General features: G+C 55.8%; 21 protein-coding genes. 13 read left to right on the top strand and 8 right to left on the bottom strand.

Annotation, left to right across the window (positions count from 1 at the left end; all coding sequences use genetic code 11):
• Window positions 1-15 precede the first annotated feature (15 nt).
• The 3 genes from ACFO5Q_RS10510 (at window position 16) to ACFO5Q_RS10500 (ending at window position 1919) form a co-directional block, all read left to right on the top strand.
• Window positions 16-1173 (top strand): cysteine desulfurase family protein, encoded by a 1158-nt coding sequence (locus tag ACFO5Q_RS10510; protein ID WP_068145801.1) that lies wholly within the window; start codon window positions 16-18, stop codon window positions 1171-1173.
• Complete coding sequence (locus tag ACFO5Q_RS10505) at window positions 1170-1508, top strand: ferredoxin family 2Fe-2S iron-sulfur cluster binding protein (RefSeq protein WP_068145804.1); 339 nt, start codon at window positions 1170-1172, stop codon at window positions 1506-1508. The genes ACFO5Q_RS10510 and ACFO5Q_RS10505 overlap by 4 nt, the downstream gene beginning before the upstream one ends.
• Window positions 1509-1634: 126 nt before the next feature.
• Entirely contained in the window at window positions 1635-1919 is a 285-nt protein-coding gene (locus ACFO5Q_RS10500) for a hypothetical protein (protein WP_068145807.1), read from the top strand.
• A gap of 51 nt (window positions 1920-1970) precedes the next feature.
• Here the strand turns inward: ACFO5Q_RS10500 and ACFO5Q_RS10495 are convergent, their stop codons facing one another.
• The 4 genes from ACFO5Q_RS10495 to rpsF form a co-directional block, all read right to left on the bottom strand.
• The gene (locus ACFO5Q_RS10495; RefSeq protein ID WP_068145811.1) at window positions 1971-3497 is read right to left on the bottom strand and encodes a replicative DNA helicase; all 1527 of its coding nucleotides are present in this window, start codon (window positions 3495-3497) and stop codon (window positions 1971-1973) included.
• A gap of 257 nt (window positions 3498-3754) precedes the next feature.
• On the bottom strand, window positions 3755-4372 hold the full coding sequence (rplI, locus tag ACFO5Q_RS10490; RefSeq protein WP_068145815.1) for a 50S ribosomal protein L9: 618 nt from the start codon (window positions 4370-4372) through the stop codon (window positions 3755-3757).
• A 24-nt stretch (window positions 4373-4396) separates the two neighbouring features.
• Window positions 4397-4627, bottom strand: coding sequence for a 30S ribosomal protein S18 (gene rpsR, locus ACFO5Q_RS10485; protein ID WP_068145818.1), 231 nt, complete (start codon window positions 4625-4627; stop codon window positions 4397-4399).
• Entirely contained in the window at window positions 4627-5034 is a 408-nt protein-coding gene (gene rpsF, locus ACFO5Q_RS10480; protein WP_068145822.1) for a 30S ribosomal protein S6, read from the bottom strand. The genes rpsR and rpsF overlap by 1 nt, the downstream gene beginning before the upstream one ends.
• A gap of 242 nt (window positions 5035-5276) precedes the next feature.
• Between rpsF and fabD the strand changes: the two genes are divergently transcribed.
• From fabD to gmk, 7 genes are all read left to right on the top strand, one after another.
• On the top strand, window positions 5277-6215 hold the full coding sequence (gene fabD / locus ACFO5Q_RS10475) for an ACP S-malonyltransferase (RefSeq protein ID WP_068145825.1): 939 nt from the start codon (window positions 5277-5279) through the stop codon (window positions 6213-6215).
• Between the two features lie 20 nt (window positions 6216-6235).
• Complete coding sequence (gene fabG, locus ACFO5Q_RS10470) at window positions 6236-6973, top strand: 3-oxoacyl-[acyl-carrier-protein] reductase (RefSeq protein WP_068145827.1); 738 nt, start codon at window positions 6236-6238, stop codon at window positions 6971-6973.
• Window positions 6974-7169: 196 nt separating this feature from the next.
• Window positions 7170-7403, top strand: a complete 234-nt coding sequence (locus tag ACFO5Q_RS10465; protein ID WP_068145829.1) for an acyl carrier protein — start codon at window positions 7170-7172, stop codon at window positions 7401-7403.
• A gap of 109 nt (window positions 7404-7512) precedes the next feature.
• Entirely contained in the window at window positions 7513-8784 is a 1272-nt protein-coding gene (gene fabF, locus ACFO5Q_RS10460) for a beta-ketoacyl-ACP synthase II (RefSeq protein WP_068145832.1), read from the top strand.
• A 143-nt stretch (window positions 8785-8927) separates the two neighbouring features.
• A complete protein-coding gene (gene mltG, locus ACFO5Q_RS10455) occupies window positions 8928-9833 on the top strand; it encodes an endolytic transglycosylase MltG (protein WP_197420981.1) in 906 nt (301 codons plus the stop codon).
• 87 nt (window positions 9834-9920) lie between these two features.
• Entirely contained in the window at window positions 9921-10808 is an 888-nt protein-coding gene (locus ACFO5Q_RS10450; protein WP_068145839.1) for a YicC/YloC family endoribonuclease, read from the top strand.
• A gap of 67 nt (window positions 10809-10875) precedes the next feature.
• A complete protein-coding gene (gene gmk, locus ACFO5Q_RS10445; RefSeq protein ID WP_231727161.1) occupies window positions 10876-11493 on the top strand; it encodes a guanylate kinase in 618 nt (205 codons plus the stop codon).
• Window positions 11494-11509: 16 nt separating this feature from the next.
• On the opposite strand, the gene rsmA is transcribed toward gmk, so the two are convergent.
• The 4 genes from rsmA to ACFO5Q_RS10425 form a co-directional block, all read right to left on the bottom strand.
• Window positions 11510-12370, bottom strand: a complete 861-nt coding sequence (gene rsmA, locus ACFO5Q_RS10440) for a 16S rRNA (adenine(1518)-N(6)/adenine(1519)-N(6))-dimethyltransferase RsmA (RefSeq protein WP_068145844.1) — start codon at window positions 12368-12370, stop codon at window positions 11510-11512.
• Window positions 12367-13383, bottom strand: coding sequence for a 4-hydroxythreonine-4-phosphate dehydrogenase PdxA (gene pdxA / locus ACFO5Q_RS10435; protein WP_068145848.1), 1017 nt, complete (start codon window positions 13381-13383; stop codon window positions 12367-12369). The genes rsmA and pdxA overlap by 4 nt, the downstream gene beginning before the upstream one ends.
• Window positions 13384-13396: 13 nt before the next feature.
• The gene (locus ACFO5Q_RS10430) at window positions 13397-14683 is read right to left on the bottom strand and encodes a peptidylprolyl isomerase (RefSeq protein ID WP_082719776.1); all 1287 of its coding nucleotides are present in this window, start codon (window positions 14681-14683) and stop codon (window positions 13397-13399) included.
• Between the two features lie 99 nt (window positions 14684-14782).
• Window positions 14783-16984, bottom strand: coding sequence for an LPS-assembly protein LptD (locus ACFO5Q_RS10425; protein ID WP_197420985.1), 2202 nt, complete (start codon window positions 16982-16984; stop codon window positions 14783-14785).
• A gap of 257 nt (window positions 16985-17241) precedes the next feature.
• On the opposite strand from ACFO5Q_RS10425, the gene ACFO5Q_RS10420 reads away from it, so the two are divergent.
• The 3 genes from ACFO5Q_RS10420 to ACFO5Q_RS10410 are packed head-to-tail and all read left to right on the top strand — an operon-like array spanning window position 17242 to window position 19615.
• Complete coding sequence (locus tag ACFO5Q_RS10420) at window positions 17242-18702, top strand: leucyl aminopeptidase (RefSeq protein ID WP_068145857.1); 1461 nt, start codon at window positions 17242-17244, stop codon at window positions 18700-18702.
• A 5-nt stretch (window positions 18703-18707) separates the two neighbouring features.
• Entirely contained in the window at window positions 18708-19157 is a 450-nt protein-coding gene (locus tag ACFO5Q_RS10415; protein ID WP_068145858.1) for a DNA polymerase III subunit chi, read from the top strand.
• The gene (locus tag ACFO5Q_RS10410) at window positions 19154-19615 is read left to right on the top strand and encodes a GNAT family N-acetyltransferase (protein ID WP_082719778.1); all 462 of its coding nucleotides are present in this window, start codon (window positions 19154-19156) and stop codon (window positions 19613-19615) included. Before ACFO5Q_RS10415 ends, ACFO5Q_RS10410 begins: the two co-directional genes overlap by 4 nt.
• Window positions 19616-19630 lie beyond the last annotated feature (15 nt).

The following is a 19630-nucleotide window of genomic DNA, read 5'->3' as shown; positions in this document are numbered from 1 at the left end:
GGGAGACACCGCTTTATGGTGAAAACACCCATCTATCTGGACTATCAGGCCACTACGCCCATGGATGAGCGGGTGCTCGATGCGATGATGCCGTACCTGACAAGCAAGTTCGGCAATCCGCATTCGTCCACGCACCGTTTCGGATGGGAAGCCGAGGCGGCGCTTGATGTTGCGCGCGAGCAGGTTGCGGATGTGATTGGTTCGGAAACGGGCGAAATCTATTTCACTTCTGGTGCCACGGAAGCCAACAATCTGGCGCTTAAGGGCATCATGGATGTCTGGGGCAAGAAGAAACCTCACCTTGTGACCGTGGTGACAGAGCATAAATGTGTGCTGGAAGCAGCCAAGTCTGTGGAAAAGGCAGGATGCCGGGTTACCTACTTGCCGGTGAAGCCCAACGGCCTGATTGACCTGGACCAACTTGCTGAAGCGGTAACAACAGAGACAGCGCTGGTCTCCGTGATGGCTGTCAATAACGAGATAGGCGTCATCCAGCCCATGGCTGAGATTGGTGCTATCTGCCGGGAAAAGGGTGCGCTATTTCATACCGATGCCGCACAGGCTTTCGGCAAGATACAGCTGGACGTGGACGCGATGAACATCGACTTGATGAGCATCTCCGGCCACAAGATATATGGGCCCAAAGGCGTGGGCGCGCTTTACAAGCGTAACGGGCGGCAAACCACGCTAACGCCGCAAATGTCGGGCGGCGGCCAGGAAGGCGGTATCCGCTCAGGTACGCAGGCTCCAGCCTTGGTGGCTGGCTTGGGTGCGGCCGCAGCCTTGTGCAAGGCAGAAATGGCGCAGGAAAAAGACCGACTGGCCAAGATATTGGACCGGCTGAAATCAAAGCTTTTCAAGGCCTTGCCGAATCTTCTTATAAACGGCGATGAAGAGGCGCGCTGGGTCGGCAACCTGAATGTCAGCTTCCCGGGGCTTGATGGCGATCTATTGTTGGCCAATATCCGCTCGCTCGCCGTTTCAAGCGGGGCTGCCTGCGCGTCCGCGGTCAGCGGCCCTTCCTATGTGTTGCAGGCAATCGGGCGGACAGATGCGCAGGCAAAGTCCGCGCTTCGGATCGGGGTTGGCCGCTTCACGACTGATGATGAAATTGATTTTGCCGCAGACACCCTTGTTGGTGCGGTGAATGCTATGGGGGGCCTGAAGCCATGAGCAAGGTGACAGTGACATTCCAACTGCCGAATGGCGAGGAAAAATCTGTCGAGACGGAACCGGGGGTTACGGCGCTTCAGCTTGCCCATGAACTCGGCATTGAGATGGAAGGCGCTTGTGAAGGCAATATGGCATGCTCTACCTGCCATGTGATCGTTGATGAAGAACACTTCGACCGCCTTCCACAAGCCTGTGATGACGAGGAAGAGATGCTCGATCTCGCGCTTGGGCTATCAGCAACATCCCGCCTGGGGTGTCAGGTGGTGATCACTGCAGACCTCGACGGAATAGTCTTCAGGGTGCCCAAAGAACACCGCAATATGATGGGGTTCTAGGAACGGTGCGCTGGTGGGGCTTTGCTGCCCGGCTACAAGAGGACAGTTGAAATCTGTTTCGCTTTTCCCCATATTTTCTTCGTAGGTCGAAAATCAGAAGAATGACCGAACAGCGAGGGGAAAATTATGACAAGAAATCAGCTTTTCATGGCACTGGCAGGCGGCGCTGCCGTGCTTGCAGTAGTGAGCGCTAGCCTGACCTCAAGTGATCATGACGATGATCATGATGGCTTTCTGGTGATTGCCGGCGGTGACAAGGTCAGCGTGTCCGGCGATGATATTGAGATTGAAAGCCGGGGTGACAGTATCGTGGTCCACACAAAGGACGGCACCATCAACTGCACGAAAAATGGTGGCACGGTGGTGATAGAACGCGAAGACGGCAGCACCACCGAAATCACATGCGACTAAAATGAAAAAGGCGGGCCATACGGTCCGCCTTCTTGTTTTTTGTTTGAAACGCTAATCGAACCGTTCGGGCAGGTGATCTTCTTCGATAAGGTCGGTAAAGCGTGTGCAGTCTTTCTCGAACGCCAAATGCACGGTTCCCACGGGGCCGTGACGCTGCTTGCCGATGATACATTCCGCCTTGCCGTAAAGGTTTTCCATCTCGGCCTGCCACTGGACGTGCTTTTCCTGGTCGGATTGGGACGGCTCTTCTTTTTCCTTGTAGTATTCCTCACGGAAAACGAACATCACCATATCCGCGTCCTGCTCAATCGAGCCGGATTCCCGAAGGTCAGACAGCATGGGGCGTTTGTTTTCCCGCTGTTCCACACCCCGGCTAAGCTGCGATAGCGCCAGGACAGGCACGTGAAGTTCCTTTGCCAGCCCCTTGAGGCCCCGCGTGATCTCTGAAATTTCCTGAACCCGGCTGTCGGCGGCCGTGCCTTTGCCCGATCCGCGCAGGAGCTGGAGGTAATCGACCACCACAAGGCCCAGGTTGTGCTGGCGCTTCAGCCGGCGAGCGCGGTTCCTGAGGGCCGCGATGGTCAGGGCAGGGGTATCGTCGATAAAAAGCGGCACGTCCTCAAGCTCGATCGCGGCGCGGGCGATGGCCTCGAACTGGCGCTGGTCCAGGCTACCCTGACGCATTTTGTGCGACTGGATCGGCTCCGGCCCGTCATACACAAGGTTGGCGCGGTCCGACAGGATACGAGCAGCCAGCTGGTCGGCCGACATCTCGAGGCTGAAAAAGCATACAACAGCGCCTTTGGATTTCTCCGGCGGGATGCCCGCCAGGCGATCGTCCGCATAGCGTTTGGCGGCGTTGAATGCGATATTGGTGGCGAGCGCGGTTTTCCCCATGGCTGGCCGTCCTGCCAGAATCATAAGGTCCGAGTTATGCAGCCCGCCGATCTTGTCATTCAGTGCAGCCAGACCGGTGGTGACACCGGAAAGGCTGTCAGGATCCTTGTAGGCGTTTTCGATATTCTCGACAGCCGTACGGAGCGCCTTTGAGAATGCCTGCGCACCCGTTTCCGCCTGGCCCATTTCAGCCAGATCGAACAGCTGCTTTTCAGCGTCCGCGATCTGTTCCGAGGCCTCAACGTCAACGGGTGCGTCATACGCGTCGTTCACCATCGTCTCCCCGATCTGTATGAGCGCGCGGCGCATGGCATGATCATAGATGGTACGACCGTAGTCTTCGGCATTGATGATGGTGGTGGCCGAAGCCGCCAGGCGCACAAGATAGCGCGCCCCGCCCACGTCCGTGAGCGCTTCATCATTCTCGAAGTAGGGTTTGAGCTTGACCGGGTCCGCGATCTGGTTCTTGTCCATGAGTTTCAGGACACTTTCATAGATGCGGCCATGCACGGGCTCGTAGAAGTGCTCAGCAAGCAAAAAGCCCTGAACCTTCTGCGCAGCCTCGTTATTCACGAGAATAGCCCCCAGAAGTGCCTGTTCGGCTTCCAGGTTATGAGGCGGCTGGCGATAGTTCAGCTCGCCGCCTTCATCGTTGGCAGCGTCATTCTTGACAGCTTCCATAAAAAGCAACCCTCCGTGGTGCGGTTTCCAACCCTAAGCCCAGGCCTCCTCCCCAGGGGTCTTGTGCCCCCATGAGCTTGGTAGGGGCGACCATACAGGTTTTGACGCATGATCCAACTGCCAATTCGGCTTTTCCCCAACAGACTTTTCCACACCCTGTTAAGTCTGGGGATAAGTCAGGAAAAAGGTGGCTGTCTAATGAAAAAGGCGGGCCACAGGGACCCGCCTTTTCATACTTTGCAGAGAGGGAGAAGCGATTAGGCTTCAACTTCCTCTTCAGTTTCGTCGGCTGCAGCTGCAACTTCTTCAACTGCTTCTTCTGGCGCTTCGTCTTCGAAGAGTTCTTCAACAACTTCTTCTTCAACAACTTCAACGTCAGCGTCGCTTGCGGTAACAGCAGAACCGGTGTTGAACTGAGTCTCAGCTTCGTCAGCAGAGCGCGCGATGTTCACAACAACAGTTTCAGAAACTTCTGGGTGCAGACGGATAACAACGTCATGCAGGCCGAGAGTTTTGATGGCGCGGTCAAGAACAACCTGTGCGCGGCTAATAGCTACACCAGCCTCAGTAACAGCATCAGCAATGTCGCGGCTTGATACAGAACCGTACAGCTGGCCGGATTCGCCAGCAGCGCGGATCATGATAACCTTCAGACCAGCCATCTTCGAAGCAACAGCTTCAGCGTCTTTACGGCGCTCAAGGTTTTCTGCTTCCAGGCGGGCACGGTCAGCTTCAAAAGCTGCTTTGTTGGTTTCAGTTGCGCGCAGGGCTTTCTTCTGCGGCAGCAGGAAGTTACGGGCAAAACCGTCCTTTACGGTAACAATTTCGCCCATCTGGCCGAGTTTCTCGACACGTTCCAGCAGGATGACTTCCATTTTATGTCTCCTAGGATTGAGCGATTATTGAACGATGAACGGCAGCAGCGCGATGTTACGGGCGCGCTTGATCGCCTTCGCCAGTTCACGCTGTTTCTTCGCAGAAACGGCAGTGATACGGGAAGGGACGATCTTGCCGCGCTCAGAAACATACTTCTGCAGCAGCTTTACGCCTTTATAGTCGATGGTTTGTGCGTTTTCGCCGGAAAACGGACAGGTTTTGCGACGGCGGAAAAATGGACGACGAGCAGCCATTAGCGTGCCTCCCTCTTGTCACCGCGGCCTTCACCACGATTGTCACCACGGCCTTCACCACGTGGGCCACGGCGCTCTTTGTCTGCTTTAGAGCGAAGAACGATCGATTGACCTTCCTCAAGCTCGTCTACGCGGATGGTCATGAAACGCAGAACGTCGTCATGCAGGCGCGCCTGGCGCTCCATCTCAGCAACCGCTGCGTGAGGGGCGTCCAGATTCATAAGAATATAGTGACCCTTGCGGTTCTTTTTGATTTTGTATGCGAGGTTTTTAAGGCCCCAGTATTCGGTCTTTGCGACCTTGCCTTCGTTCTCCTCAATGATTTTGGAGAAGTCGGCAGTAATGCCTTCAACTTGCGACGCAGTGATGTCCTGACGCGCAATGAAAACATGCTCGTAATAAGCCATGTTTTGCTCCTTTAGTGCTGATTGTTCGCCAGCCGCTTTGACGGGCGCCTCCAGCTTTCCTTAACAAAATCCCGTGCCTGAGGGCTTGAGCCCGAGACTCGAGACGGGCCTCTATACCGCTGCAACTGGTCAAAAGCAAGGGAAAGCTTGGGCCGGTGCAATTATTTGCCTTAAAGGCTTGCCATTCCGCTACGGCCTGTGCCATTCCCTCCTGTGATTTGAGGCAAATCGGAGGTTCATGAATGACCCGCGCACTCGTATTCCCAGGCCAGGGCAGCCAGTATGTCGGCATGGGAAAATCTTTGGCTGAAGCGTTTGAGCCAGCCCGTCTAGTTTTCGAGGAAGTTAACGATGCACTTTCTCAAAATCTCTCCAAAATCATGTGGGAAGGCCCGGAAGACGATCTTCGCCTGACGGAAAATACCCAGCCGGCGCTGATGGCGCATTCGCTAGCGGTAATCCGCGTTCTTGAGGACGGCGGCCTGAAAGTGGGCGAGCTTGCAAGCCATGTAGCTGGACATTCGCTTGGTGAATATTCAGCGCTGGCTGCAGCCGGAGCTTTCTCGGTTGCTGATGCTGCCCGCCTGTTGAAGTTGCGCGGACAGGCAATGCAGCGCGCTGTGCCGGTGGGCGAGGGGGCTATGGCTGCGATCCTGGGCCTCAGCCTTGAGGACGTAAACGCAGTTGTAGAAGAAGCGGCCAAGGGCCAGGTGGTCGTTGCAGCCAATGATAACGCAGACGGTCAGATTGTGGTTTCAGGCCACAAGGCTGCGGTCGAGCGCGCGATTGAGATTGCCAAGGCTAAGGGCGCCAAACGCGGCTTGCTGCTGCCGGTATCCGCGCCCTTCCATTGCCCTTTGATGGCGCCTGCTGCTGACGAAATGAAAGCTGCGCTTGCCGATGTGACCATTGAGCGCCCAGTGGTGCCTGTGATCGCAAACGTACTGGCAGCGCCGGTGAGCGAGCCTGACGGCATCCGCAATCTGCTCGTTGAGCAGGTTACTGGTGCTGTGCGCTGGCGGGAAAGCGTGGCGTCCATGGGATCGCTTGGCATTACAGAGATGGTTGAGATCGGTGCAGGCAAAGTGCTTTCGGGCCTTGCGCGCCGTATTGACCGGGACCTCAATACAGCTAATATTCAGGATCCGGCCGACATCGAAGCCTTCACGGCATCGCTTTAAGGCCAGTCAGGGGAGTTATTATGTTTAATCTTGAAGGCAAGAAGGCGCTTGTAACTGGCGCCACCGGCGGCATTGGTGCCGCGATTGCCAAAAGCCTGCACGCTGCAGGCGCGGAAGTGGCCATTTCCGGCACACGTGCCGAAAAGCTTGAAGAACTGAAAGCAGAGCTTGGCGATCGCGTACATGTGATTGCAGCGAACCTTTCTGATCGTGCGAGCGTCGATCAGCTTGCCAAGGACGCTGCAGAAGCCATGGGCGGCGTGGATATCCTGGTCAATAACGCTGGTATCACAAAAGACAATCTGGCCATGCGCATGAAAGATGACGACTGGGACAGCGTGATGCAGGTTAACCTGGAATCATCCTTCCGTCTTATCAAGGCGCTGATGCGGGGCATGATGAAGTCTCGTTGGGGCCGTGTGGTGAATATCACCAGCGTCGTTGGCGTGACCGGCAATCCGGGGCAGGCCAACTATTGCGCGTCAAAGGCGGGCATGATTGGCATGTCCAAGGCATTGGCGGCAGAGCTCGCAAGCCGCGGTATTACAGTGAACTGTGTCGCGCCAGGCTTTATCGGCACGCCAATGACTGATGTGCTCACAGACGAGCAAAAAGCTGCCATCACCAGTGGAATTCCATCTGGCGATCTAGGGGAGCCCGAAGATATTGCATCTGCGGTCTTGTATTTGGCGAGCCCAGAAGCAAAATATGTTACCGGCCAAACGCTCCACGTGAACGGCGGGCTGGCAATGACTTAATTGGGATTTTCCCAAATCACGATTTTGTGGCTACGGCGACAAAAGCATAACAGAGGCTTCTCAAAGGGAAGAAACTGTGTTACTAGCGCCCTCGATGCGGGCGATCTGGCTCAGATTGCTAGGATTTCCGCAACAAGGGGTTTTGATTAAGGGATAATCCCCTTTTTTTATCGGGTTAAAAACGAGGAAAAGAGCAATGAGCGAAATCGCCGATAAGGTGAAAAAAATCGTAGTCGAGCACCTGGGTGTTGACGAAGATAAAGTAACCGACACAGCTAGCTTCATCGACGACCTGGGCGCTGACAGCCTTGATACCGTTGAGCTGGTTATGGCGTTCGAAGAAGAGTTCGGTATTGAAATTCCGGACGATGCAGCTGAAAAAATTCAGACTGTGAAAGACGCTATCGACTTTATTAGCGCGAATTCCTAAGCTGAATCTGCTATTAGAAAGGGCAACGGCCGGGCCACTTGGTTAGGCTGTTGCCCTTTTTCATTTTCTGTCAGACTTTGGGCTGAATGATAGAAATAAAGGATTACCGATGAGACGTGTCGTTGTTACTGGTTTGGGTATGGTGTCTCCGCTTTCCGATAGCGTAGACGGCACCTGGAAACGACTGATTGAGGGACATTCTGGCGCTGGGCCGGTGACCTTGTTCGATACCGAAGGCTACCCTTGCAAAATCGGTTGTGAAGTGAAGCTGGGCGATGGCTCGGGCGACACTTTCAACGCAGACGAATGGATGGAGCCAAAAGATCAGCGCCGGGTTGATAATTTTATCATCTTCGGCATGGCAGCAGCCATCCAGGCCGTCCGCGACGCCGGCTGGGAAGAGCCTGGGGAAGAAGAATGCCTGCGCACGGGTGTCATGATCGGTGCGGGCATTGGTGGCCTGCGCTGGATTTCTGACACGTCTCTCGTGCTGCATGAGCGCGGCGTTCGCCGTGTGAGCCCACACTTCATTGCAGGGTCCATCATCAACCTGGCGTCGGGCAATGTGTCCATCAAGTATGGTTTCAAAGGCCCGAATCACGCCGCTGTAACAGCGTGTTCAACGGGCGCACACTCAATCGGTGATGCTGCACGTATTATCGCGCTTGATGACGCGGACGTAATGGTTGCCGGTGGCACAGAGGCGTCTATCTGCGGCATCGGCTATGCTGGTTTCTGTCAGGCGAAAGCATTGTCTACGCATTACAACGACGATCCGAGTGCCGCGTCCCGCCCTTGGGACAAGGGCCATGACGGCTTCGTTATGGGTGAAGGCGCTGGTGTCGTTGTACTTGAGGAACTTGAACACGCGAAAAAGCGCGGCGCGAAAATCTATGCTGAGATCGTTGGTTACGGCATGTCCGGTGACGGCTACCATGTGACAGCCCCAGCGCCAGATGGCAACGGTGGTTACCGCGCCATGGAAGCTGCACTCAAGCGGGCCGGCATGGCGCCAGGTGATCTGGATTATATTAACGCTCACGGCACTTCCACGCCGGTCGGCGACCCGATCGAATTCGGTGCGGTGAAGCGCCTGCTCGGTGACGCGGCCGACAAGATTGCCATGTCTTCTACCAAGTCCTCTATCGGTCACCTTCTTGGGGCTGCGGGCGCAGTTGAGGCCATTTTCTGCATCAAGTCCATCACTGACAATGTGGTGCCGCCAACCCTGAACCTGCATGAGCGGGCAGAGGGCTGCGACGGTATTGATCTTGTGGCGCTTGAGGCGCAAGAGCGGAATGTAAAGGCTGCACTGTCAAACAGCTTTGGCTTCGGCGGTACTAACGCGTCGCTGGTGATGCGGGAATACAACGGCGACTGATTAAGCGCTTTGAAGAATTAAAGACCGGCTTTTGAGATTGCGCGCTGCCTGATAGGCTGCTTGGCATGATCGAAAGCCGGTTTTTTCATGCCTGTATTCTGGGCCTTGGTGTTCTTGTTGTTTTAATAGCAACGGGGGCAGGGATGGTTCGCCATTTGGCGCACACACCCTCCCTGCGCGCGGAACCACAGTATCTGTATATTGAGCCAGGTATGGGGGTGAAGCGTGTTTCCCGGTTGGCTCACGATGTCGGTCTTGTAGGGGCAGCCTGGCACTTCAATTTGATTGTCCGCCTGAAAGGCATGGACCGAAGTCTGCTTTCTGGCGAGTATGAAGTGCTTCCCGGGCAAACTCTTGAACAAACGCTTACGCAGATTCGAAAGCGAGACGTGTACCTGCATCGGCTGGTAATCCCTGAAGGGCAGTCGGTATCCGAAGTGATGGATATTTTGAAGGGCGCCTACGGCCTTGATCTTGACGGGCTCACGGCACCGGTCGAAGGCAGCCTTTTGCCTGATACCTATTTCTATGAACGGGGCGATCGTGCCGTGGCCGTCGTTGAACGCATGAAAAATGCCATGACAGAAGCGTTGCTAGCGGCATGGGAAGTGCGCGACGCAGACCTTCCGTTTGCATCCGTCGAGGAGGCGCTTGTTATGGCTTCGATTGTCGAAAAAGAGACCGCTGTACCGAGCGAGCGCCCCCTTGTGGCAGCTGTGTTCATCAACAGGCTTAGAAAAGGCATGCGCCTGCAATCGGACCCCACAGTTATATATGGCATCACAGGCGGTACGGCGCTCGACCGTCCCATCAGCCGGGCCGACCTAAGGGCCATGACGCCCTATAATACCTACCGCGTGTCCGGCCTGCCGCCGACGGCCATAGCCAACCCGGGCAGGGAGTCCATCAAAGCTGTTATGAATCCGGCTGATGTGCCATACCTTTACTTTGTAGCGGATGGTACTGGCGGCCACGCTTTTGCAAGCACTCTGGACGAACACAACCGCAACGTGGCGCGTTGGCGCCAGATTGAACGCGACTCACGGTAGGAAATTCCACTAAACGACAAATTAGGGCTGCCCATTGGCGCTCGGGGCATTATAGTGCAGCCCCTGAGGAGCCATTAGGAGCAGTATATGCCGCTTAACAGCATGACAGGATTTGCCCGTGGGGCCGGCGCAGACGTTGGGTTTCGCTGGAACTGGGAAGTCAAAAGCGTCAACAACAAGGGGCTTGAGGTACGCGCCAAGCTGCCATCCTTCCTTGACGGTTTTGACCTGGCCATCAAGAAAGCCGTATCCGGCATGCTCGCCCGTGGGTCCGTCTATATCAGCTTGAATGTTGAACGCGACGGCGACGATGCCAGCTTCGTGGTGAATGAAGAACGCCTTCAGGCGCTGATTGACGTCGCATCGCGCTTCGCAGACGTGCCGGGGGTGGAGAAGGCCAGCATTGATGGGCTTTTGTCCATCAAAGGCGTGGTGGACCTCACATCCCGCGACATGACAGAAGAAGAGCGCACAGCGCTTGAAGGTGTGCTGCTGACAGACCTCAAAGCTGTCGTGGCAGATTTGAAGGCTGCCCGCGCAGACGAGGGCGCGCGCATGGGCACCATTCTGGAAACGCAGTTGGCGGATATAGCACGACTGGCCACCGAGGCCCGTGCCGTGTCCGGTGACCGGCTGGAGGCCATGCACACACGTTTCCGTCAGCAACTGGCAAAGCTTGAGAGTATTGATAAGCCGGTACCGGAAGACCGCATTGCGCAGGAACTGGCCACGATGGCAGTCAAGGCTGACGTGCAGGAAGAACTTGACCGACTGGACAGCCATGTGGTTGAAGCGAGCGCACTGCTCGCAAGCGATAAGCCAGTGGGGCGCAAGCTGGATTTCCTGTGTCAGGAATTCAACCGGGAAGCCAACACCTTGTGTTCCAAATCCAGCGACACCGCCCTGACGCAAATAGGCCTTGAGCTTAAGGCACTGATTGATCAGTTCCGTGAGCAGATACAAAATATTGAATAAAAACAGAATATTAGAGGGATGAATGCCACACAAGTCTGTCCATAGCCGTCGGGGGCTTATGCTTGTCATGTCGTCGCCATCAGGTGCCGGGAAAACCACGCTTACACGTCGCTTGTTACAAGACGACAAGGACGTGGTGATGTCTGTTTCTGCGACCACCCGTGAACCACGCCCCGGGGAAGTGGACGGCAAAGACTATTATTTCATGAGCCACGAGCGGTTTGATGAGATGGTCGAAGACGACAAGCTTCTTGAGTATGCGACGGTGTTTGGTAACAAATATGGCACGCCGCGAGAGCCCGTAGAACAAGCACTGTTGTGGGGCAAGGACGTGATTTTCGATATTGATTGGCAGGGCACACAGCAGCTGATGTCCAGTTCCAAAGCAATCGACCTTGTTCGAATTTTTATCCTTCCGCCGTCTATTTCGTCGCTGGAAAGTCGCCTTAAAAGCCGCGGGCAAGACAGTGCTGAAACGATCGCAGCGCGGATGGCAAAAGCCGAGAGCGAAATCAGCCACTGGGCGGAATATGACTATGTTCTGGTGAATGACGACCTTGAGGAAACATACGCAGACCTCAAGGCTATTGTCCGGGCTGAACGCTACCGCCGTGAACGTCGTCCTGGCATGTCTGAATTTGTCCGTGGTTTGATGGACGAACGAGCCAACAGGGACGTGGAATAGGTATCAGCTTTACCTATTAAGGATTTGATTTCATCGCGCCATAGCACTTTGCCAGGCGGACAAAATCTTCCACCGGCAAGTCCTCGGCCCGCTTTGTTTCTTCAATCTCTGCCATCGCCAACAGTTCCTGCGCATTTACTGGCAGAGATTTCAGGCTGGCCCGCAGCATCTTGCGGCGCTGGCCGAAGGCTTTTTCGACTACCAGTTCAAGATCTTTCAGCTTTACCTCCGGATCGATTGGCTCGGTTGGCTCATAATGGATGACAGCACTTGCGACCTTGGGTGGCGGCGTAAAGGCCGCTGCGGGCACATTAAGCGCGATCCGTACCTTGCCGCGCCATTGCGCCAGGACGGAGAGTCGCCCATAGGCCTTGGTGCGCGGCTGGGCGACGATACGGTCAGCGACTTCTCGCTGGAACATCAGCGTGAGTGAGGTAAACCAGGGCTTCCATTCATCAAGCGTTAGCCACTTGATCAGCAGCAGTGTTCCCACGTTATAGGGAAGGTTGGACGCGATGCGCATTTTCTCACCTTCTTTTGGGGCCAGAAGTTCCTGTTCGTCCATCTTTAGGGCATCCCCCTGATGCACGGTCAGGCGACCGTCATAGGCGGCTGATATGTCTGCCAGCGCGTCGAGGCAGCGGGGGTCCATCTCGACCGCGACGACGCGTTTGGCGCCCTCGGCGAGCAAGCCACGGGTCAGTCCGCCGGGGCCGGGGCCCACTTCATAGATCACGCTGTCGCTAATATCGCCGGGAATTCGGGCAATCTTGCGGGTCAGGTTCAGGTCCAGCAGGAAATTCTGGCCGAAAGACTTTTTGGCGCGCAAGTCGTATTCGCGGATCACGTCGCGCAGGGGTGGAAGCGTATCGGTCATGACGCAGCTTTCTCGGCCATTTCAGCAGCTTTGCGGATCGCCGCGAGCATGCTTTCGGTCCGTGCTTCGCCCGTACCGGCAAGCTGAAGCGCCGTGCCGTGGTCAGGTGACGTGCGGATGATCGGTAGGCCAAGCGTGATATTCACGCCCCCCCAGAAATCCAGCGTCTTAAGCGGGATCAGGGCCTGATCGTGATACATGCAGAGAACGGCGTCAAAGCGTGCGCGCGCTTCCGCGTGAAACAGCGTGTCGGCGGGCAGGGGACCGGTCACATCCACGCCTTCATCCCGAAGCGCCCAGATAGCGGGCGTGATGTGGGTGGCCTCCTCCATGCCCATGGCGCCGTCTTCGCCAGCGTGCGGGTTGAGCCCAGCCACGGCGATACGTGGCTTTTCAATGCCAAACCGGGTTTTCAGGTCATGGTCGGTTACCATGCCGGCATGAATGATAGCATCGGCTGTCAAGGTTTTAGGCACGTCCTTGAGCGCAATATGAATAGTCACGGGCACCACGCGCAGGTCCTGGGCTGCAAGCATCATTACAGAGGCGGTGTCAACCATGCCGCAGCGCCGCGCGAGATATTCTGTATGCCCTGGCGCTGTGAATCCCGCCTTATACAGCGCGGCCTTATGGATTGGCGCAGTAACAATAGCGCTGACCTCGCCTTTAAGGGCAAGATCACATGCTGCGTCAATCGCACCAACAACGGCTGGCCCGTTTGCTGGATTCAATTCGCCCAGCTTAACCGGCTCAGACAGGCTGACGTCGATCACAGGAAGGGCGCAGGAGAAAGCATCACGCGCTTCTTTGGCAAGGGAGACAGGCTGAAGGGGCAAGTCCGGGTCCGCTACGCGCAAAGCTTCAACAGCGCCGACATAAAGGAATGGTGGCAAGCTCAATGATTCTCGGTCGCGCCAAAGGCGCGCGATCAGCTCTGGCCCTACGCCTGCAGGCTCCCCCATGGTGACGGCCAGCGGCCGTGTATCCGATTGGGAAGCCTGATTGTCTGACATTGGTTTTGTCCGATTAACGGTAGTCGATAATGGCGTCGCGACGCAGGTCACGCAGGTAGCGGCGGCCCATCATGGACAGGCGCTGCTGTTCCAACTGGTTATAGACAGCATCGAAATCCGGTTCCTGCACTTGTGGTTCCTGTCGGTCACAAACGAACAGAACGCGGAGGCCATCTTCCATTTCCATCAATTCGCTGGCACTGCCGATTTCAGCGCTTTCAACAGCGCTACGCAGCTGGCCCTGTAGATCGCGAAGACGCAGAACGCCAATCTCGACCGGCCCGTCAGCGCCGGCCTCCGTCGCCAACTGCTGAACCTGGCCACAAGTGGTTTCGCGGGTGTGCAGGTTTTCGGCAACGCCCTTGAACTTGGCAACAGCCTCATCATCCTGCAGTTTTTCAGCGGTCAGGTGAAGCTGGCGCAGGGAAAACTGTGTATCCAGAGGGTCGGCTGTCAGAATACGACGACGATCACGAACCGCGAGAATCAGGTAACCACCTGGCGTCCGGATAGGCGATGCAACGTCGCCCACACTTACTTCTTCAACGGCTGTCTGGTAGGGGCCATCAAGATCATCTGCCACGATCCAGCCAATATCGCCGCCCACCGCTGCGGTAGACGACGCGGAAAGCTGCTGAGCAATGGCCGGGAAGGAGGCGCCGCCGCGAATACGGGAGACAAGCTCTTCGGCATTGGCTTTGACCGCTGCTTCCTGCTCGGTTGAATCCACCAGCAGAACAATCTCTGCAAGGCGGTATTCAAACTTGCCTCGGTTGTCGTAGATACGCTGGATATAGGCTTCAACTTCTTCATCCGAGACACTGACGAAGGACCCAAGACGTCCTTGAACCAACTGGGACCACGCAAGTTCTGCTTCCATCTGGTCCAGCATGGTTTGTTTGCTGGAACCGATCCCGGCAAGAGCCTGTCCAAACTGTTCTGGGGACTGACCAAGTCCTTGAGCCCGGCGAGCGAAGAACTCTTCCAGTTGGGCATCAGGGATTTCAAGTTCCACTGTGGCGGCTTCCTGAAGCTGCAGGCGCTCGTCCACCATGGACTGAATAACTTGTTCCCGTACTTTCAGGAACTCCTGCTCGGACTGGACACCGCCGGATACAGCGATCACAAGGCGAAGGCGCTGGTTGATGTCGAAGCTGGAAATCGGTTCGTCATTGACGAGAACTTCGATGCTGTTAATGGGCTGCTGGCCATAGGTGGCTGTTGCGGCCAAAAGTGCCACGCTTGCCCCCATGATTGTACGCTGCACCCAATTTTTTGCTGTATTCAATACTCTCGCCATGCCCAAACTTTGCTGTCTCTTCAATGTATAAAAAAGTTCGTTCCGCCCCGATTGGGCTCCCCAACAAGCTAGCCTTTTAGACGGTTTTACCCTAATGCACTAGCCCAAATTCTTTAATTTAAGCCGGAACAGAATGGACGTTCCCGGCTCGACGTCACGGTCACGCGTGAAGGTCTTGCGCACCGTTAGGCCTAGATCGATACATTCATTGGTGTAGGACACCCCAACGTCATATTCAACCCCACCAGAATCCTCGGTGACGCCGTCAATAGTTGCGCCAGTCAAACGGTGGGTGAAACCACCACTGAGCCGCCAGTTTTCCTTAATTTGGTAGAAGGCGCTGGCGCGGATTTCTTCGCGGTCTTCGCGGTTGATGAAGTTCAGGTCCCTATCCAGTTTTAGGTAGCCGACGGTGAGCCCGCGCTTTTCATCTGCCATTGAGACGTTGATCTCGTTGCGCCGCACCGCGAAGGACTGTTCGTCCAGGCGGTAGCGATGTTCGAAATCAAGCCAGTTCTTGTAGGTAATCAGCGTCCGACCGACAAAGTCCGATACATCACCTTCAAGGCCGGCCCCGTCTGCAAAGACAAGGTCGGTGCCGCTGAGGCGCCAGCTTTGACCGACCATCACATCGGTGGACCAGTCGGTGCCATCATACCGCCATCGGAGTCCATAGGTCAGGCGGCTGCCTTCCTCCCATAGGTCATAGCCCGAGGCGCGTTCGGCCGAAAACAGGTTCAGGTCATTCAACTCAAACGCGCGGCTGTCTTCGTTTACGATATTATCGGGTGTGCCGCGGCGGGGCGAAACGGTGATTTCCGCGATAGGTTCCAAAGTATGTGAACCGTTCTCGGTGAATTTCACCAGCGGCCAGGTCACCGTGCCGGTGATGCGGGCAAGATTGCGCCATTCGCTTCCCGACGCGCTACCGAAGGTGCCTGCGAATGCAACATCATCCGGTTCATTGGCATCGTCCAGATTATAGGCGTCAGTGCGCACCAATGCGTCAGCATCGATCACAAAGCCCTTGGGCGTGATCCAACGCCGCTGCCAGTTGGCAGACAGCGATACCCGCTGGGTGTCCAGGCCGTCTGTACGGTGCAGGGCAAGCGCATTACCGCGTAGCTTCACGGTGCCGCCTAGTGGCTTGAAGTTTGGAATATATTCGGCGTCAATAAGTGGCAGCGCAAAGGCAGTTTTACCGGCAATATCCTCGATGCGCAGACCCTGAAACCCGATTGTGCGGGCAGACACATATGATCGTCCATAAAAGCCTTCCAGCAAATATTCGCTGATCAGCGTATCGGCATCAGATATATCGTAGCGGCGCAGGTAAGTATCATCTGATGCCCAGTTGAGGCGATAGGTGGACCGCCAGCGTTTTGAATGATTGAACTGGCCTTCTGAACCTATATGTCCGCGGAATTCCTTGCTGCCAGTTGGCAGGTTGGTGATGTCGTCCCGCTTGTCCGTGTGGGTAATGCTGCCATCAACTTCGAACTGGCCGAAACCAAGGTGCTGGCGATACTCGCCTTCAAGAAGCAGTCCTTCTTTCGACGTGTATGTTGGAGTGATGGTGGCATCGCTGCTGTCGCTGAAGACGTGATAGTAGGGAATGCCGATAACGAACCCAAGGTTTCGGGTTGTTTGGATATCCATCGGAAGCAGGCCGCTGGCACGATCAACCGTGGGATCGGGGTGCGAGAAGTAGGGCGTCCAGAAAACCGGTATACCTAAAATCTCGAGCGTGGCATCCTTATAGTACAGTCGGCGTTTTTCCCGGTCGTGGGTTACCCTGACGGCCTTGAGTTGCCACAAGGGCTGTTTTCCGCTGCCGTCGGCGCATACCTTACAGGGGCTGTAGACGGCTTTCTCAAGCGTTGTCTCGTTGTCGTTACGCTCGCCGCTCGCTGCAGCGACCTGCGCGCCGTCTGACATGATTAGCCGAATATCTTCGACGAAAGCACGTTTGAGCGAGTCGCTCAGGCTAATATGCGGGGCCAGGATACGGTCACCGTTCGGTGCAACAAGCTCTACTGCGCCAGACGCCTCTGCTTCACCGGTCTTTTCATTGTAGCGGATTTCGCCGGCTTTCAAGGTATAGCCGTCGCGCTTCAGAAGAACTTGGCCTAGCGCAACAATCTCACCGGTGTCGGCATCATAGCTGATTTGATCAGCCTCGAATTCCACTGTTTCGCCAGGTTTTACGATGTCCTGCGCAAGAGCGGGCGTAGTGAGGGCGGTCGAACCTAAAAGGCATGCTGCCGCGAGACCGTTCATGAAAGCCGACTGAATTGACACTGCTGGAGTTTCCCACCCTAAACTGTTTGAGCCTTGATAGCTGGTGTGGCCCATTATCGCAACGACCTTGCGGCTTTTCTGATCACCCGCTGACGGAAAAACATGCTACGACCTGTATCTTTCTCAAAAATGTGGCGATTTCGCGAGCGATGCTTGCAACTGAAACCAAGACAAGGCATTAGGTTGGGGGAGGGCGGCACCACAGATATTCACCGTGTGCGGCCGCAAAGAAAGAAAAGCAAAAAGAGGATTTCCCCATGCAAATCGAGTTTTCTGCATTGGATCTGCCAGCATCAGGCGCCGTGGTGTTTCTGGTTGAGAAGGACAAAGAGCTTTCCGGGCTTGCAGCCGAGGCTGACAAAGCCGCCGGTGGCGCCCTGACAAAAGCCATGAAGTCTTCCCGCTTTACTGGCGGTAATGGCCAGAAACTGCAGGTGATTGCTCCTGCTGGCCTGGACGCTGAGCGGGTACTGCTTCTGGGACTGGGAAAAAAAGATGGGATGAAAGCGCTGGATATGGTCGAGCTCGGCGGCGCGGCAGCGGCAGGGCTTCTGGGCTCGGGCAGCGACACAGCGACAATTATTGCGGAAGGCTTTGATGCAGCCGCTATTGCAGAGGGCGCACTTCTGCGCTCCTACCGGTTTGACAAATACCGCACAAAGGAACCTGAAGCCAAGAAACCGACTTTGAAGAAAGTGGTTGTGGCAACAGCTGACGCAAAAGCTGCAGACGCGTTCGCTGGCCGAAAGGCTGTGGTGGACGGTGTTTTCCTGACGCGTGATTTGGTGTCAGAGCCTGGCAACACGCTTCACCCAGAAAGCTTTGCAGAGCGCATCCAGGAACTGTCCGCAGACGGGATTGATGTGGAAGTCCTTGGTGAGGCTGAAATGGCCAAGCTTGGCATGGGCGCGCTGCTGGCCGTTGGCCAAGGGTCCGAAAAGGAATCCAAACTTGCCATCATGCGCTGGAACGGTGCTGATAAGGATGAGCAGCCCATCGCTTTCGTTGGCAAGGGCGTGACGTTCGATACCGGTGGTATCTCGCTGAAGCCCGGCGAAGGCATGGACATGATGAAATGGGACATGGGCGGCGCCGGAACGGTCGTTGGTCTGATGAAAGCACTGGCTGGCCGCAAGGCGAAAGTGAATGCTGTTGGCATCGTGGGCCTTGTTGAAAACATGCCTTCCGGCAATGCGCAGCGGCCCGGTGACGTGGTTACGTCCATGTCCGGCCAGACCATCGAAGTCCTGAACACGGACGCCGAAGGCCGCTTGGTGCTTGCAGATGCCATCTGGTACTGTCAGGACCGCTACAAGCCGAAGTTCATGATCGACCTTGCCACACTGACTGGCGCGATGATCATCTCCCTTGGTCACGAGCACGCCGGTATCTTTACCGATAGTGACGATCTCGCTGAAGGCCTGTCGAAAGCTGGCGCTGATACTGGTGACAAGGTTTGGCGCCTGCCGCTTCACAAGAACTATGACAAGCTGATCGATTGCCCAACCGCTGACATGAAGAATATCGGCGGCCGAGGCGCTGGTTCCATTACCGCAGCACAGTTCCTGAAGCGTTTCACTAACGATGTTCCATGGTGTCATATCGATATCGCCGGGACTGTCTGGTCCGATAAGGACCTGCCGCTGTCTGAGAAAGGCGGTACCGGTTACGGAGTGCGCCTTCTGGACAAGTTCGTCGCAGATAACCACGAAGGTTAGAACGCATGGCGGAGATCCGTTTCTATCACCTGCAACGCCAGACGCTGGAGCAAGCTTTGCCCCAGCTGATGGCCAAGGTGTATGAGACGGGTCAGAACGCCGTGGTCAAGCTGCCCGGCAAGGGCCTGATGGACACCATCGACAAGGTCTTGTGGGATTACGATCCCGCAAGCTTTATTCCCCATGACAAGGAAGGTTGCCACGATCCGTCGGAGCAGCCGATCTATCTGACAACTGCTGACGAAAACCCGAACGACGCCAAAATCCTGGTGTTGATCGACGCTGTCAAATGCCCTGACATGGATGCCTATGAGCGGTGCCTCTATATGTTCGATGGCCGGGATGAAGGCATTGTTGCCGAAGCCCGGGCCGACTGGAAGGCATTCAAGGACAAGGGTATAGAAATGTCTTATTGGCAGCAGCGGGAGCAGGGCGGTTGGGAGCAAAAGGCGTGAGCGATTTCTGTGTCAAGCACGACAAGTTGCCTTACCATATTTGCACCAATATCATCGATTTCGACTTTCCAAAGGTTCACAGCTGGCTGTCTAATGCCTATTGGTCTCAAGGGATTCCTATGGAGACGGTCGTAAAGGGCTTTACCAATTCACTGGCATTCGGCTTATTTCATACCGACAAAGGGCAGGTGGGATGCGCCCGCATGATCACGGACAAGGCAACCTTCGCCTACCTTGCCGACGTTTATATTGACGAAAGCGAGCGCGGTAATGGCTTGGGTGTCTGGTTGATGGAAGTGATCATGGGGCATCCTGAACTCCAGGGCCTTCGGCGCATCATGCTGGCTACGGCCGATATGCACGCTCTGTACCGTAAGTTTGGCTTCTCTGAACCCGCTAAACCCGACCGGTTGATGGAAAAGCTCTCTCCCGAGATATACAAGGCATTATACGGCTAATAGCGTAGGGCCATT

Source organism: Kordiimonas lipolytica (assembly GCF_042651265.1).
GTDB lineage: Bacteria > Pseudomonadota > Alphaproteobacteria > Sphingomonadales > Kordiimonadaceae > Kordiimonas > Kordiimonas lipolytica.
Note: the sequence above shows the minus strand (reverse complement) of the source record. Positions and strands in the feature narration are given on the sequence as shown.

What these genes read in the sequence shown, in the direction of transcription:
- ACFO5Q_RS10495 (WP_068145811.1), bottom strand. Translation starts at nt 3,497, where the DNA reads ATGGAAGCTGTCAAGAATGACGCTGCCAACGATGAAGGCGGCGAGCTG.
- ACFO5Q_RS10450 (WP_068145839.1), top strand. Translation starts at nt 9,921, where the DNA reads ATGCCGCTTAACAGCATGACAGGATTTGCCCGTGGGGCCGGCGCAGAC.
- ACFO5Q_RS10465 (WP_068145829.1), top strand. Translation starts at nt 7,170, where the DNA reads ATGAGCGAAATCGCCGATAAGGTGAAAAAAATCGTAGTCGAGCACCTG.
- ACFO5Q_RS10505 (WP_068145804.1), top strand. Translation starts at nt 1,170, where the DNA reads ATGAGCAAGGTGACAGTGACATTCCAACTGCCGAATGGCGAGGAAAAA.
- ACFO5Q_RS10430 (WP_082719776.1), bottom strand. Translation starts at nt 14,683, where the DNA reads ATGGCGAGAGTATTGAATACAGCAAAAAATTGGGTGCAGCGTACAATC.
- fabG (WP_068145827.1), top strand. Translation starts at nt 6,236, where the DNA reads ATGTTTAATCTTGAAGGCAAGAAGGCGCTTGTAACTGGCGCCACCGGC.
- gmk (WP_231727161.1), top strand. Translation starts at nt 10,876, where the DNA reads ATGTCGTCGCCATCAGGTGCCGGGAAAACCACGCTTACACGTCGCTTG.
- ACFO5Q_RS10415 (WP_068145858.1), top strand. Translation starts at nt 18,708, where the DNA reads ATGGCGGAGATCCGTTTCTATCACCTGCAACGCCAGACGCTGGAGCAA.
- ACFO5Q_RS10500 (WP_068145807.1), top strand. Translation starts at nt 1,635, where the DNA reads ATGACAAGAAATCAGCTTTTCATGGCACTGGCAGGCGGCGCTGCCGTG.
- rpsR (WP_068145818.1), bottom strand. Translation starts at nt 4,627, where the DNA reads ATGGCTGCTCGTCGTCCATTTTTCCGCCGTCGCAAAACCTGTCCGTTT.
- rsmA (WP_068145844.1), bottom strand. Translation starts at nt 12,370, where the DNA reads ATGACCGATACGCTTCCACCCCTGCGCGACGTGATCCGCGAATACGAC.
- fabD (WP_068145825.1), top strand. Translation starts at nt 5,277, where the DNA reads ATGACCCGCGCACTCGTATTCCCAGGCCAGGGCAGCCAGTATGTCGGC.
- ACFO5Q_RS10510 (WP_068145801.1), top strand. Translation starts at nt 16, where the DNA reads ATGGTGAAAACACCCATCTATCTGGACTATCAGGCCACTACGCCCATG.
- rpsF (WP_068145822.1), bottom strand. Translation starts at nt 5,034, where the DNA reads ATGGCTTATTACGAGCATGTTTTCATTGCGCGTCAGGACATCACTGCG.
- fabF (WP_068145832.1), top strand. Translation starts at nt 7,513, where the DNA reads ATGAGACGTGTCGTTGTTACTGGTTTGGGTATGGTGTCTCCGCTTTCC.
- mltG (WP_197420981.1), top strand. Translation starts at nt 8,928, where the DNA reads ATGGTTCGCCATTTGGCGCACACACCCTCCCTGCGCGCGGAACCACAG.
- rplI (WP_068145815.1), bottom strand. Translation starts at nt 4,372, where the DNA reads ATGGAAGTCATCCTGCTGGAACGTGTCGAGAAACTCGGCCAGATGGGC.
- pdxA (WP_068145848.1), bottom strand. Translation starts at nt 13,383, where the DNA reads ATGTCAGACAATCAGGCTTCCCAATCGGATACACGGCCGCTGGCCGTC.
- ACFO5Q_RS10420 (WP_068145857.1), top strand. Translation starts at nt 17,242, where the DNA reads ATGCAAATCGAGTTTTCTGCATTGGATCTGCCAGCATCAGGCGCCGTG.